This is a genomic window from Paenibacillus sp. 1SOY10, from assembly GCF_056836745.1.
Map to the genome: position 1 here is coordinate 771,800 of NZ_JBXENK010000002.1, position 14,056 is coordinate 785,855.

The following is a 14,056-nucleotide window of genomic DNA, read 5'->3' on the forward strand; positions in this document are numbered from 1 at the left end:
GCTCCTTACTATTTTTATTTGTATTTGCATGAGCTAGAATAATAATAAAGGACAGGGTTTGACAAAAACTATGAAAAAATTCAATCTAAGGGACATAAAAATAAAAAAAGTCGACCCGAGTCAGCTTAACGACCGTATGCTACTGATTAATTTGTATCTGACACAAGGACTTACTCTATTTATCGGTCTAATCATTTTGTTTTTTCAGAAGAGAAACCCTGTTTCTCTGTTAAATTGGCCCGAAAATGTGAACTTTTTGTATTGGGGTGCCGGTTTGGCTGTCATTATGTTCGGAGCCGACATGATATTGTCACACTTTGGCTCTGAAGATAGTATGGATGATGGCGGAATTAATGAGATGTTATTTCGTGGAAGACCGATTTGGCATATCGTGGTGATCGCAGCCATAGTTGCTATTTGCGAGGAGTTGTTGTTTAGAGGAGCGATCCAGCATGGTATTGGGCCTTACTGGACAAGTATCCTGTTTGCTGTCATCCATGTCCGTTACCTGAAGCATTGGCTTCCAACCGCGTGGGTATTTGCCAGTAGCTATGGATTGGGTTTCATTTATATACATACAGGCACGTTGTGGGCACCTATTTTATGTCATTTCCTCATTGATTTGGTGTCGGGTTTAGTGATTAAGTTTCGGAGGGAGTCATGAACGAACGATTAAGTCGAATGGACCGATATGGTCAGCGTAATAGAACGAAGACGCAGCGAGGTAGCAGGTCAAAGTCTTCCCGTTCCCGCACTATAGTGAGTAGTGAAGAGAGGGTTGAACCTTTGGCGGCTCATTTGCCAGATTTGGAAGAGTTTGAACCTGAGGTTATGGATGTAGAGAAAATGCCGACGCGAAAGGAATTGTTCCCTTCGCAGCGGCTTAAGTGGACACGTTGGTTTTACAACTCGCTATTGTACATTTTTGTCATCATTCTAATTTATTTATTATGGTGGGGAGTCAGCGACTCTCCGTGGGGCGACAAGTACGGGCTTTGATTCAGGAATCCCCTTCAGATGGGGCAGGACCAATGCTGCGTGGATCAACGAACTCATAGCCCTTCTGCTCAAGTCTGGTCAACAATTCATCCAGCGCATCCACTGTCCAGGGGAGCTCATGCATCAGAATGTTACTACCGTCATGTAGTTGCTCCAGAACATTTGCGATCACTGCATCCGGTTTATTTTTATTCTTGCTATCCCAGTCCAGCGAACCGTTGGACCAGGTCATATAGATCAGGTCGTTGTCCTCTGCGATCTGATGGGTCATGGTGTTGCCGGACCCGAAGGGCGGGCGGAAGAAGCGGGGAGCTTCGCCGGTCGTCTCTTTTACAATCGCTTGAACGTCTTCAATTTGCTTGCGCATCTCTTCGTTGCTTGATTTCTTCAAGTCAATATGGTCCCAACTATGATTCCCGATGATTTGGTTGCGTTCCGTAATCAGGTGAAGCAATTCAGGATGCTCCTTCACCCGGTAACCATTGACGAAGAAAATGGCTTTGGCCTCATGCTTGTCCAGTGTATCGATCAGACCATCGATCATTTCCTTCTCTTTGGGGCCGTCATCGAAGGTTAGCAGCACAACTTGCTTGTTGGTAATCTCCTCATTAGGGACTACGCGGTAGGCTTTATTAATATGGTACAACAGTTCCGGCGGAGCCTCCTCTATATTGGCGTTGTCTGAGTTCTCCTCCTGAGGGTTAACAGAAGGGATTGTATCCGTTGCTTCCTGGTTAGCTTGGGTGGAAGCTGGCGCTGGCAGTTCAGGTGTAGTTTGCCCTGTGGGGGCAACGGGCTGGCTGCACGAAGCAAGAACCAGGCCAAAGGTAATCATAAGCAAAAGCTTTTTGTACAACAATGGGGTCAACTCGCTTTCCTGTATTTATGCCGCATGAGTTTGCTGCAAGAGGTGAACACTACAGATGATTTTAACATATCCAAGGAGGGCGTTTGCGTGAAATCTTCCTCATTTTTAGGCGGTGTGCTGGTAGGTGCTTTTGCGACAATGTGGGCTTCCAAAAGGAAGCGGGGGTTAATGTCGGCCATGGGGGGAGCCGGTAGTATGCTGAAATTTGCCGGACTATCCTCGGCCAAAAGCAATGGATGTGCGACGGATACCGCTAAGACGGATCAACATTTGGCATCGGGTGGGGCTGAAAATGCCCGGGTGTATCCCAGTCCAGGCTCCACAGCGGACTCGCATCATTCGAAGGAATACGATATGAAGCAACTGCTTCAGTTCATTAAGAGCGATGCCAATGTGCGGCGCGAGGTTGAAGCGATTCTCAAGGAAACTCATACCGTAATTCCCGGTCTGTAAACGGGTACAAAAAGACGAGGATCAGAATCATTTTTTACTCCCTTCAGGGCAGTGGAAAATGATTCTTTTCTGTCTATTTTATTTACGTGCAATTAGGGGGAATAAATGATAACATACATACAAAGAACCATTTCCATCACACATTACAGCAGGTTTCATAATCTGTTATAATACGGTATAGAGAGAGGAGGATCCTGTATATGAAGATAGAAAGACTTGGCCAGGATAAGGTACGGATTTTCCTCACGTTTGACGATTTAAGCGAACGCGGTATTCAGAAAGAGGACATGTGGCAGGAAATTCCTAAGGTCCATGATTTGTTCACTGAAATGATGGATCAGGCTTACAATGAAGTGGGCTTTGATGCCACCGGGCCTCTGGCCGTTGAAGTGTTCGCCCTTCCTGCTCAGGGAATGGTCGTCATCGTAACGCGCGGGAAGTACGATCACCATCACCATGGTGTGGGATCGCCCTATGAGGATGAGCTGCCGGAAGAAGTTTACGAGATGGAAGTTACGCTGGAGCAGAGCGATACCATTCTCTATTCCTTTAAAGATTTTGAGAATTTGATTGAAGCGGCACATGTGTTGCGGCCGATGCTTCAAAATGCCGGCAGACTGTATAAATATAATGGGAAATGGATTCTTCAACTGGAGCCGGAGGAATTGGAGGAAGGCAAGCATCCTGCATTGATTGCAGTGTTGGCCGAATTCGGCGAGGCGACCTCTGTCACCACAGCCATGCTTGAGGAATATGGTAATCTGGTGATGGCCGAGAATGCGATTGACACTATTTGCGGCTATTTCAAACGTCAAGACTAACCTCGTGCACCCATGTAGCGGGCACGAGTCTGATAGGGAAGAGAAACGCGGAACGGCAAGCGGGTCAATAAGGGGGGATAACCGTTGCTCTTTTTCTCAATTGCAAGCGCAGCGGTAGCTCCCGGTATTGCTCTGCTTACGTACTTTTATCTCAAGGACAAGTATGATGCTGAGCCTTTGCATATGGTTATTAAGGTGTTTCTGCTGGGATTCCTGATTGTTTTGCCGGTCATGATCTTTCAGCGTGGCTTAACCTTATGGCTCGGTGATGGTTCACTGGTTACAGCCTTTGGTATTTCGGCGGGTGTAGAGGAAACGCTCAAATGGTTTGTATTATTCCATATGATTTACAATCATACTGAGTTTGACGAACCGTATGACGGCATCCTGTATGCTACGGCGATTTCACTGGGGTTCGCTACGGTGGAGAACGTGCTTTATGCCTTCGCCAGCCAGGCTTCCATCGGAACGATGATGGTTCGCGCCTTGCTCCCTGTTTCCGGTCATGCCATGTTTGGCGTGATGATGGGGTATTACCTGGGGCGGGCTAAATTTTCTACCGGTTGGGGAAGCCGGAAGTTTATCTGGTTTTCGTTGTTGTTCCCCTGGTTCTGGCATGGTGTTTACGACTGGTTCTTGAACAATGTTTCGCAATACTGGATATGGTTCATCGTCCCGTTGATGGCATTTTTCTGGTATGGCGGTCTGGGCAAGATGTATCGGGCCAACAAGCGTTCCCCGTTCCGGTTAACTGGAGCGAAGGGGCAGGACTAATTTAGGTAAAAATAGGGCATCCTGATTCCAATATTAGGTGGCGGTTATCGTCGCTGTGAAGTTGGGAAAGGGGTGCCTTTTTCGTGCGTGTCAAAGTAAAGATTACGTGCAAATACTGTGGCGAGCATTTCATATTGAGGGGCAACAAGCAGAACGGAAGAATCGAGACCGGCTTCAAGCAATGCTTGTGCAACAATCGTGAGCATTTCAAAATCGAAGAGGACGTGTATAAACTTCCTTCCTTCATGTCAAACTAATCCCAATCTAGTTGAAGAAGGGAGAGTGCTTCTAGCCGATGTATAAAAGATTGAGTGCCATTCTTTTTCCGGTGACGGCGCTTTTGCTGATCGGTTCCCTTGTTTGGGGTTATCAGGAGAACCAGGAGAAAAATGCGATTCTAATCAAGGCGGAAAATCAATATCAGCGTGCGTTCCATGACTTGTCCTATCATGTGGACAAACTACACAGCGAGCTTGGGACTACGCTGGCGTTGAACTCGGCTTCGACCAGCTCGCAGCGCAAAGGTCTTGTCAACGTGTGGCGGATTACGAGTGAAGCCCAAAATGAAATTAACCAGCTTCCATTGACCTTGCTACCGTTCAATAAAACGGAGGAGTTCCTGTCGAGAATTGCAAAATTTTCGTATCAGACGGCCATCCGTGACTTGACCAAGCAGCCCTTGAGCGAAAATGAGATGAAAAACCTGCAGGAGCTTTATAAAAATTCAGCGGAGATTTCCAAGGATTTAGTTGAGGTACAGGATAAGGTCATTTCCAATCGGTTGCGCTGGATGGATGTTGAAACGGCGCTTGTCAGCCAGAAGGAGCCCAATGATAACACCATCATCGACGGGTTCAAGACCGTTGACAAGAAGGTGGGAGAATATCCTGAATTGGATTGGGGTCCTTCGATCTCCAGTATGTATAACAAGCGTTCCGTCAAGAAGCTTGGCGGCCAGCCCATCACGACAGAGGATATCAAGAAGAAGGCAGCAGCATTTGTTGGCGTTAAGGATGCAGCCAATATTGAAGTAATTGAGAACGGAAAAGGAACGGAATGGGCTTCTTATACAGCAAATGTCCAGGATAAGGGGAAAGGGGAGTCGTGGAGTCTTGACTTTACACGGAACGGTGGACATTTAATCTCCTACTCCTACAATCGTGAAGTCGGAAAGAAAGCGGTGGACACAAATAAGGCCAGAGCCCAGGCGGACAAGTTTTTAGCAGATAAAGGGTATAAGGGGCTGACAGCCGTTTCCTTCGACGAGTTCGATAATGAAGGGAACTTTACGTATGTCACCAAGCAAGGTGAGGTGCTGATTTATCCTGAGAAAGTGACCTTGCGAGTCGCATTGGATAACGGTGAGGTAACCGGCATGCAAGCCAGCGATTATGTTTACGAGCGGGAAAATCAGAATGAGGTTGGTAAGCCCAAGCTCACCGTGCAGGAAGCCCGTAAATTTCTGAATACGCAATACAAAGAAAAGTATCAGCGTCTGGCCTTGATTGAAAATGAACAGTCGGAAAAGGTATTGACGTATGAATTCGGCGGCTCAGTCAACGGGTCTCAGTACCGAATTTACATTAATGCCGATAACGGAAATGAAGAGATTGTGGAGGAGATTAGAGCAGGTAAGGAAGAGGCTATCCAATCCTGAGGCTCCTAAATGATATTAAGGATGCTCTCGGTCTGCTTGCCGGAGCATTCTTTTTTTTGCGTTACAAAGCTTAACAATATTCGCGAACTTGGAGGCCTTAAGCCGTGCTATAATCAGGGAAAAGGTGGCGCGCCTTAATAAAACTCAGGTGGTGGGTAGTTTGTTTCCAAAAGTGAACGACCTTGTGCACATCCAAGTCGTATCCCAGGACAACGGAGATGCGGACAAAGCCGGAAAGTCCCGGATTGCCGATGTGGAGGAAGATGCGTTCCTGATAGAAATGCCGATTGAAATCGGAAGCGGACGGATGAGAAAACCCGGCATTGGGGAGGAGCTATCGATATCCTTTACTACGGAATCGGGACTCAGATATTTTAATACATATGTTTTGGGTTTTGCCGAGGACGGCATTCCCTTGGTCAGAATACAGCGGCCAGAGCAGGCCGCCATTACGAAGGTGCAACGGCGCAATTACTTGCGTGTGGCCGCTGAACTTGAACTCGCGATAGAGTTGAGGGATGAGACGCGCTTCGTGACCTATACGGAGGATGTTGGCGGAGGAGGTGTCTCCTTCAAGTGTGACAGTTTCTATCCGATTTCTGAGGGAGATCGGATGTTCTGCTGGCTGCGCGTGCCCTTCAAGAATGGGCTGATTGATAATGTCCCTTTTGATGCCGAGGTCGTTCGCACCAAGCAACTGGATAATGGCCGAATCGTGGCTATGCTCAGCTTTATTACCATTCTGGATGCAGAACGCCAGAAGCTGGTTCGCTTTAGCTTCGAGAGGCAGCGGCTTAATTTGAAGGACCATTGATTGCCGTTAGAATTCGGTTCCTGCTGCTCATAATTGGATAAGCTATAGTTATATAGCTAACAAGGCTGAGCTAGGAGGGATCAAGGTGAAAAATGCTGACGATATCAAGGATGCTGAGGCGTTTACCGGATTGTTTCTGCAATTCTCTGATGGAATAGAGAAATGGCTGAGGCGACTGGTTCTGATATTGCTGATAGGACTTTGCTTGTTCCAGGGGCTATTGCGCATTCCGGCATTACGTTATTATCTCGCTTCGGCAGATCGATATGAGGGGGTGCCCATCCTCAGGGATGCAGGCCAAGAAAGCAATTAAGCTTTGGAATATCCAATATTGATTCTTTTGCATCCCTCTATGTTATGTGGTATAATTTTCACGTCGCAGGCAATGCCTGCTTTTTTATTGAGGATGTGTTTGAGGAGGAGTACCCCTTTGGCAAGTCAGGCGTCTACAGCTCATGACAACATCAACATTGCAATTGACGGTCCTGCCGGAGCCGGGAAGAGCACGATAGCCCGAATGGTGGCCCGCAGATTGGCTTATGTATATGTCGATACCGGGGCAATGTACCGAGCGGCAACATGGTATTTTCTGCAAAGGGACATCGATTCGGATAACGTGGAGCAAATCATGCACATTTTGCCGGATCTGGACATTGAGTTGTTGCCCGGCGAGCAAGGGCAGCAGGTTCGGGTGAACGGTGGAGACGTTACGGAGGACATCCGTTCTCTAGCCGTCAACGCCCAGGTATCCCGATATGCGCAAATCGAGGGGCTGCGTAGCAGGCTTGTCTCTCTGCAGCGGCAAATGGCTTTGCGCAAAGGCGTCGTGATGGACGGGCGCGATATCGGCACCACGGTTCTGCCCGATGCGGAATTGAAGATTTTCATGACCGCCAGCGTCCAGGAGAGAGCGCGTCGTCGCTACAAGGAAATGAAGGAGCAAGACGAAATTTCATTCGAAGAATTGGTGCGTTCGATTGCGGAGCGTGATCGACTGGATCAGGAACGGGAAGTTTCACCGTTGCGCCAGGCCGAGGACGCTATACTGCTCGATACCACGGACATGTCTTTGGATGAAGTCGTGGATCACATCATTTTTCTTGTGCAGAACCTACGGAAGTGAGAGTTGACCAGAGATGATTTACAATTTTTGTCGAGGTGTGCTACGCATTTTCTACAAATTGGTGTTCCGCTTGGAGCCTATCGGCTTGGAGCATATTCCGCAAGAGGGCGGCGTATTGCTATGTTCTAACCACATTAGTCTGTTTGACCCTCCCACCATCGGCATTATGTTAAAACGTAAAGTGCATTTTATGGCGAAGAAGGAATTGTTCGATATCGTTGGTTTTGGCTGGCTAATTAAGCAGCTTGGCGCTTTCCCGGTCAAACGGGGTGGAGTCAGCAAAGAGTCCATTAAGCAATCGTTATTATTGTTGCGAAATGGTCATGTTATGGGTATTTTCCCGGAAGGTACACGTTCCAAGGGAGAAGATCAGGCAGTTGGCAAGAGAGGCGCGGCTACCTTTGCCCTTCGCAGTGATGCGGCAGTGGTTCCGGTGGCGATCATCGGTAATTACCGCTGGTTCAGAAAAATGCGCGTTGTGTATGGTCCACCGGTTGACCTGACGGAGTTCAAGGAGAACGGCGGCCCGGATGCAGCGGAATTGGCCACTGCAAGAATCATGGCAAGCATCGGAGAACTGAAGAAGCAGTAGGCTTTGAAGTTTCCCCTCAGCATGCATGAAGACAGAGGATATTTGGGAAAATAACCTTTAATAGGTTACAGGCAAGTTTTGAACTTCGCTTCAAGCGGGTTTAAATAAATGGTTTTTTGAATTGAGGAGGTTATTGACATGTCGGAAGAAACAAAAAATGTTCAGGACACAGAAGTAACAAATCAGGATGAATTGGAACAAATCGTTTCCTTGAAAAAGGGGGACACCGTCAAAGGAACGATCGTAAAAATCGAAGATAACCAAGCTTATGTAAGCATTGGATATAAATATGACGGTGTGATTCCTATTCGCGAGCTATCTTCTGTCCACCTGGACAACGCTTCGGACGCGGTTGCCGTTGGTCAGGAAGTAGAAACCAAGGTAGTTAGCATCGACGACGAGAAGGAAAGACTGGTGCTTTCCAAACGTGCTATCGATAGTGAAAACGCTTGGGAAGAGCTTGAGAAGCGCTTTGAGAGTGGAGAAGTATTTGAAGTGACTGTTGCCGATGTCGTTAAGGGCGGAATCGTTGCAGACGTTGGCGTACGTGGATTCATTCCTGCATCCATGGTAGAACGTCATTTCGTTGAAGATTTCAGCGACTACAAAGGCCGCACACTTCGCGTTAAAGTGAAAGAACTGGACCGTGAGAACAACAAGGTTATCCTTTCGCAAAAAGACGTGCTTGACGAAGAATTCGAAGCTAACAAGCTGAAGGTTATGGGCGAATTGAGCGAAGGCCAAGTGCTTGAAGGCACGGTTCAACGCTTGACTCAATTTGGCGCATTTGTTGATGTGGGTGGCGTTGACGGTTTGGTTCACGTCTCCGAAATCGCATGGAGCCATGTTGAGAAGCCATCCGACGCTTTGTCCGAAGGCGACCAAGTGAAGGTTAAAGTGCTTAAGGTTGATCCTGAGAAGGGCAAAATCAGCCTGAGCATCAAAGCAGCGCTCCCAGGTCCTTGGGATACAGCGGCTGAGCAATTCCACACTGGGGATATCGTCAGCGGTGAAGTAAGACGCCTGGTGAACTTCGGAGCATTTGTAGAAATCGCTCCTGGAGTGGAAGGACTCGTTCATATCTCTCAAATCTCTCATAAGCATATCGGTACTCCGCATGAAGTGTTGAAGGAAGGCCAAACGGTACAAGTGAAGGTTCTTGACGTAAATACTTCGGAGAAACGGGTTAGCCTCAGCATCAAGGAAACGGAAGAAGCTCCGGCTCCAACGCCTAGAAGCGAAAAACCGTCCAAAGGCAGCAGCGTGAGAAAAGAAGATTTGGGTGATAACCCTAACGTATCCTTGAACAACCAAGGATTGAGCATCACGCTGGGTGAGCGTTTCGGCGATAAGCTTAGCAAATTGAAATAATCAGGTTTTTTGTGGCTCGAACATCGGCGGACCCTGAAGAAGCGGGTTCGCCGTTTTTTTAATAAATAAATATAGCCATTCCAACATCTACAAGAACGGCACTTGAACGCGTGGCTGAGGTTAGCCAAGCCAACGTTTTTTTGCTATGATGATTTACATGTTACGGTCAATAAAACCATTAAACATAGATCAAAGATGTGGGTGGATGGAATGATCAGCAATAGGAGGTATGTCTATGGCAAGACCCGTAGTGGCTATCGTTGGACGGCCAAATGTGGGGAAGTCCACAATTTTCAACCGAATCATCGGTGATCGACTTGCAATCGTCGAAGATAAGCCGGGGATTACGCGCGACCGGATTTACGGGGCCTCGGAATGGAACGGCAAGGCGTTTAGTATCATTGATACTGGCGGCATCGAGCTTGATGATGAAGAGCCGATACTGAAATCGATCCGCATGCAAGCGGAGTTAGCGATTGAAGAGGCAGACGTCATCGTATTTATGTGCGATGCGAAGGCGGGGGTGACCTCTTCAGATGAAGAGGTGGCAACCCTGTTATACCGATCGGGCAAGCCGATCGTAGTGGCCGTGAACAAGGTTGACAATATCGGCCGGGTTGATAACATCTATGAATTTTATAACTTGGGATTTGGTGAGCCTATCGGTGTTTCAGGCAGCCATGGCACGGGTATCGGTGATTTGCTTGATGCGATTGCGGATAACCTTCCAGAGCTTGCGGACGATGAGTATGATGAGGATGTTATTCGTGTAGCTTTGATTGGTCGCCCGAATGTAGGCAAGTCCTCGCTCGTCAATGCTATTCTTGGTGAAGAACGTGTTATTGTCAGCGATATTGCCGGAACCACCCGCGATGCAATCGACACTCCGTTCGAGAAGGATGGACAACGTTATGTCCTCATTGACACTGCCGGGATGCGCAAACGTGGCAAAGTGTATGAGACAACGGAGAAGTACAGCGTAATGCGCGCTATGAAGGCTATTGAGCGTGCGGATGTGGTACTTGTGCTGATTAACGGAGAAGAAGGCATTATTGAGCAAGACAAGCATATTGCCGGTTATGCTTATGAAGCAGGCAAGGCTTCCCTTTTTGTCGTTAACAAATGGGATGTTGTTGAGAAAGATGATAAGACGATGCAGCAGTTCGAGCAAAAAATTCGTGATCACTTCCTGTTCATGACTTATGCACCGGTCGTGTTCCTGTCGGCCAAGACCAAGCAGCGCCTGCATAAGCTGTTGCCCGTTGTGCAGCATGTTGCCGATCAGCATACCAAACGCGTACAAACGCATTTGCTGAACGACGTGGTGTCCGATGCTATCGCGATCAATCCTCCGCCTACCGACAAAGGACGGCGCTTACGGATCAACTACGTCACTCAGGTAGCGGTTAAGCCGCCTACCGTCGTGGTGTTTGTTAATGATCCGGAGCTGATGCATTTCTCTTATGAGCGTTACCTGGAGAACAAAATTAGGGCGGCATTTGATTTTGAGGGTACGCCCATCCGTCTGTTCACACGGCGCAAGTCTGATGAAGGTTAGGGGAGAATAAGGTGATTTTACCTGTTGTTGCGGTTATCATTAGCTATCTGCTTGGTTCGGTCAGCTTCAGTGTCGTGCTGGCCAAAGGCTTGAAGGGGATTGACATTCGGCAACATGGAAGCGGGAATGCCGGAGCAACGAACACGCTGCGCGTGCTTGGCAAGGGACCGGCCATTCTCGTTCTGCTACTTGATGTAATGAAGGGGATTGCTGCAGTTTGGCTTGGTCATTGGCTGGGCGCAGGGGATCCATGGACAGCTTCGCTCTGCGGTATTGCTGCGATTATCGGTCATAACTGGCCATTGTATTTCCACTTCCGAGGTGGAAAGGGCATTGCGACAACGATCGGCGTCATGGCAACACTATTCTTCCTGCCCGCATTGTACGCTGGGGTTGTTGCAATTCTTTCTATCGTATTCACCCGCTACGTGTCGCTGGGCTCATTGATCTTTGTGTTGCTGACGCCCCTATTTCTGGTGGCGATCTCCGGAGAACTGGGACCTTATTTCTGGATGAGTCTGATTATTTGTGTGTTCGCGTTCTGGAGACATCGTACCAATATAGATAAGCTTGTTCATGGCAAGGAGAATAAGCTGGGTTCCAAAGGAGGAGATCGCGTTGTCTAATAAAGCTGCCGTATTGGTGGCGGGCAGTTGGGGAACGGCACTAGCCAGTGTGCTCGCCGACAAGGACATGGATGTGGCCCTGTGGACACGCAACGAAACGCAAAAAGAAGAGATTAATACCAAGCATCGCAATGAACGTTTCTTGCCAGATATCGAGTTATCCCCTCGTTTGAAGGCGACTACGGACCTTGAAGCCGCCGTAAGCGGTGCCAAGGCTGTAGTTATAGTTGCCCCGTCTTCGGCGGTCCGTGAGGTTGCTAGAGCCCTGAAGCCCTATTGGCATGAGGACATGCTGGTTGTTCATGCGACAAAGGGGTTTGAAACGGAAAGCTTGAAGCGGGTGTCTACGGTTATTGCCGAGGAATTAGGCTGCGATGAGGGCAGGATTGTCGTGTTATCCGGGCCGAGCCATGCCGAAGAAGTCGTTAAGCGCTGCCCCACAACGGTAGTGGTTGCTGCGGAAGACGAGTCTCAGGCCGATCTGGCTCAGGATCTGTTCATGAATCCTTATTTCCGAGTATATACCAATCGTGACCGGGTTGGGGTAGAACTGGCCGGGGCCTTGAAGAATATCATTGCCTTGGGAGCCGGGATGTCCGATGGACTCGGATATGGCGATAATGCCAAGGCGGCATTATTGACGCGTGGGCTTGCGGAAATTACGCGAATCGGAGTCGAAATGGGGGCTAACCCGCTTACTTTTGCCGGACTGGCTGGTATCGGGGATTTGGTCGTCACGGCGACGAGTCGGCATAGCCGTAATTGGCGAGCTGGCTTTATGCTGGGTGAAGGCAATTCTTTGGAAACGGTGCTGAGCTCTATGGGGATGGTCGTGGAGGGAATTCGTACCACGAAGGCCGCCCATGCCATCTCTGAGAAATATCAAGTGCAGATGCCTATTGCTGCCCAATTGTACCATGTTCTGTTCGAGGGAATGGACCCGCGCACTGCTGTTGAAACACTGATGGGCCGGGACCGGAAGACCGAGATGGAAGTTATATCCTTGGAAACCTGGGAGCAATGGCACACGTAAGCCTGTTTTCCGGGACGTCGTCACCTTTCGCTTGTCCTCCTCATACATTGGTTGAAGAGGACAGCGGAGGAGGCGATAGCGTGAGCAAAATATCCAAAGAGGCCTTGAATGCCATTAATAAGAAGACCGGCAAGACGATCTCGGAAGGCTCGGTCAAGAAGCTGGCTAGTACGGTCAAACCGTCTACGATGAAGAATGAAGCTGAATTGCGCAAGCTGATTAAACAAGTATCGGCCATGGCCAAAGTGCCGGTTACGGAAAGCACCATTTCGGAAATTGTCAATGCCGTGAAGAAAAGCGGTATGAATCCGTCCAATATGGAAGCTTTGATGAAATTGATGATGAAGAAATAAGGATGCTTCCTTGGAACTCCAAAGCTCTGCGGCATAGTGTCGCAGGGCTTTATTTGGTTTTGCATGATCTGGTTGCGCTTTCATGACGTAGCCTCATCGGCGGAAAAATGCTATAATATGGATCATATTAAACGATAGAAAATGGGAGAATTGAACGATGGATGCTATGACGAAGATGTGGTTGTCGATCGCGGCGGTTCTAATTATGGGTATATCCGTATTTTTGATTACGTTTGCACGGACAAAAACTAAAGGGATTGTGAAATGGGTCCTGTCATTCATTGCTTTCATCATCATGCTGACGGGATTTCTGGCGGGTCTTGTATCCATCACATAAGCTCTGTAGACATTGGTGAATAGAGAAGAGGAATTGATATGGTTGAATCACAAAGCGCGGTGTATGCCCGGTTGACTGTAGCGCTCCAGGAGCTTGCGGATCAGCTTGCGGGCTCGCCGGAGGCCTGGCTGTTAGGCGGAAGCTGTGGCTTGTGGCTCCAGGGTGTACCGCTGGAGGCCCCCCCAAGGGATATAGATATTTATGCCGATACGGAGGCAGCCCACAGCTTGCATGAACGGCTAGGTTCGCTGGCTATAGACAAGCCTGCCTATGATCGCAACGAGCGTTATGCCTCTGTACTTAGCCATTATCGACTGGGTGAATTGGAGGTGGAAATGGCCGGAGGGTTCGAAATACGCACCGCACGTGCCTACTACCGTACAGAGGTAAATGAGCTGTTGGCCGGATCTTCACATCAGGTTGCCTTGGAGAAGGCAGTCATACAAGTCATGCCTCTGGCCCATGAATTTATATTCAATCTGCTGCGTGAGCGGCATGATCGTTATTTGCCAATTGCTGCGGTCATGCGCAAGGAGCCGGAACGGCATTTGCCCTTGTTGCTGGAATTACTAAAAAGAAATGCTTGGACTTCTGATTTAGTGGGACGTATGGCCGAATTGCTGGATCGGCCGCTTCTGTCCCAGCCATGGCAGGAGTACCATGGATAGGAAAAATGA

At 48.6% G+C, this 14,056-nt stretch carries 18 protein-coding genes; 17 read left to right on the forward strand and 1 reads right to left on the reverse strand.

Translation table 11 applies throughout. The features are described 5' to 3' along the window. Positions 1-70 precede the first annotated feature (70 nt). Both AC1VOR_RS09415 and AC1VOR_RS09420 read left to right on the forward strand, forming a co-directional pair. Complete coding sequence (locus tag AC1VOR_RS09415; protein WP_482617365.1) at positions 71-664, forward strand: CPBP family intramembrane glutamic endopeptidase; 594 nt, start codon at positions 71-73, stop codon at positions 662-664. Beyond that, positions 661-999: a hypothetical protein gene (locus AC1VOR_RS09420; protein ID WP_482617366.1), complete on the forward strand. Its 339-nt coding sequence runs from the start codon at positions 661-663 to the stop codon at positions 997-999. The genes AC1VOR_RS09415 and AC1VOR_RS09420 overlap by 4 nt, the downstream gene beginning before the upstream one ends. A gap of 1 nt (position 1,000) precedes the next feature. On the opposite strand, the gene AC1VOR_RS09425 is transcribed toward AC1VOR_RS09420, so the two are convergent. Then, positions 1,001-1,858, reverse strand: coding sequence for a polysaccharide deacetylase family protein (locus AC1VOR_RS09425; RefSeq protein WP_482617367.1), 858 nt, complete (start codon positions 1,856-1,858; stop codon positions 1,001-1,003). A gap of 96 nt (positions 1,859-1,954) precedes the next feature. On the opposite strand from AC1VOR_RS09425, the gene AC1VOR_RS09430 reads away from it, so the two are divergent. The 15 genes from AC1VOR_RS09430 (at position 1,955) to AC1VOR_RS09500 (ending at position 14,047) form a co-directional block, all read left to right on the forward strand. After that, complete coding sequence (locus AC1VOR_RS09430) at positions 1,955-2,320, forward strand: hypothetical protein (protein ID WP_482617368.1); 366 nt, start codon at positions 1,955-1,957, stop codon at positions 2,318-2,320. A gap of 200 nt (positions 2,321-2,520) precedes the next feature. Beyond that, the gene (locus AC1VOR_RS09435; RefSeq protein WP_482617369.1) at positions 2,521-3,141 is read left to right on the forward strand and encodes a genetic competence negative regulator; all 621 of its coding nucleotides are present in this window, start codon (positions 2,521-2,523) and stop codon (positions 3,139-3,141) included. Between the two features lie 84 nt (positions 3,142-3,225). Then, a complete protein-coding gene (prsW, locus tag AC1VOR_RS09440; protein ID WP_482617370.1) occupies positions 3,226-3,915 on the forward strand; it encodes a glutamic-type intramembrane protease PrsW in 690 nt (229 codons plus the stop codon). 295 nt (positions 3,916-4,210) lie between these two features. Beyond that, positions 4,211-5,572: a germination protein YpeB gene (ypeB, locus tag AC1VOR_RS09445; protein ID WP_482617371.1), complete on the forward strand. Its 1,362-nt coding sequence runs from the start codon at positions 4,211-4,213 to the stop codon at positions 5,570-5,572. A 151-nt stretch (positions 5,573-5,723) separates the two neighbouring features. Further along, the gene (locus AC1VOR_RS09450; RefSeq protein ID WP_482617685.1) at positions 5,724-6,386 is read left to right on the forward strand and encodes a flagellar brake protein; all 663 of its coding nucleotides are present in this window, start codon (positions 5,724-5,726) and stop codon (positions 6,384-6,386) included. Positions 6,387-6,471: 85 nt separating this feature from the next. Next, positions 6,472-6,699, forward strand: coding sequence for a hypothetical protein (locus AC1VOR_RS09455; RefSeq protein ID WP_482617372.1), 228 nt, complete (start codon positions 6,472-6,474; stop codon positions 6,697-6,699). Between the two features lie 117 nt (positions 6,700-6,816). Further along, the gene (gene cmk, locus AC1VOR_RS09460; RefSeq protein WP_482617373.1) at positions 6,817-7,509 is read left to right on the forward strand and encodes a (d)CMP kinase; all 693 of its coding nucleotides are present in this window, start codon (positions 6,817-6,819) and stop codon (positions 7,507-7,509) included. Between the two features lie 13 nt (positions 7,510-7,522). Beyond that, entirely contained in the window at positions 7,523-8,101 is a 579-nt protein-coding gene (locus AC1VOR_RS09465; protein WP_482617374.1) for a lysophospholipid acyltransferase family protein, read from the forward strand. A gap of 138 nt (positions 8,102-8,239) precedes the next feature. Next, a complete protein-coding gene (gene rpsA / locus AC1VOR_RS09470) occupies positions 8,240-9,472 on the forward strand; it encodes a 30S ribosomal protein S1 (protein ID WP_482617375.1) in 1,233 nt (410 codons plus the stop codon). Positions 9,473-9,707: 235 nt separating this feature from the next. Further along, the gene (der, locus tag AC1VOR_RS09475) at positions 9,708-11,030 is read left to right on the forward strand and encodes a ribosome biogenesis GTPase Der (protein ID WP_482617376.1); all 1,323 of its coding nucleotides are present in this window, start codon (positions 9,708-9,710) and stop codon (positions 11,028-11,030) included. An 11-nt stretch (positions 11,031-11,041) separates the two neighbouring features. Further along, entirely contained in the window at positions 11,042-11,656 is a 615-nt protein-coding gene (gene plsY, locus AC1VOR_RS09480; protein ID WP_482617377.1) for a glycerol-3-phosphate 1-O-acyltransferase PlsY, read from the forward strand. Further along, complete coding sequence (locus tag AC1VOR_RS09485; protein WP_482617378.1) at positions 11,649-12,689, forward strand: NAD(P)H-dependent glycerol-3-phosphate dehydrogenase; 1,041 nt, start codon at positions 11,649-11,651, stop codon at positions 12,687-12,689. Before plsY ends, AC1VOR_RS09485 begins: the two co-directional genes overlap by 8 nt. A gap of 80 nt (positions 12,690-12,769) precedes the next feature. Further along, a complete protein-coding gene (locus AC1VOR_RS09490; RefSeq protein ID WP_482617379.1) occupies positions 12,770-13,042 on the forward strand; it encodes a stage VI sporulation protein F in 273 nt (90 codons plus the stop codon). A 157-nt stretch (positions 13,043-13,199) separates the two neighbouring features. Beyond that, positions 13,200-13,379, forward strand: coding sequence for a DUF2768 family protein (locus AC1VOR_RS09495; protein ID WP_482617380.1), 180 nt, complete (start codon positions 13,200-13,202; stop codon positions 13,377-13,379). Positions 13,380-13,417: 38 nt separating this feature from the next. Further along, complete coding sequence (locus tag AC1VOR_RS09500) at positions 13,418-14,047, forward strand: nucleotidyltransferase family protein (protein ID WP_482617381.1); 630 nt, start codon at positions 13,418-13,420, stop codon at positions 14,045-14,047. The last annotated feature ends 9 nt before the right edge of the window (positions 14,048-14,056 follow it).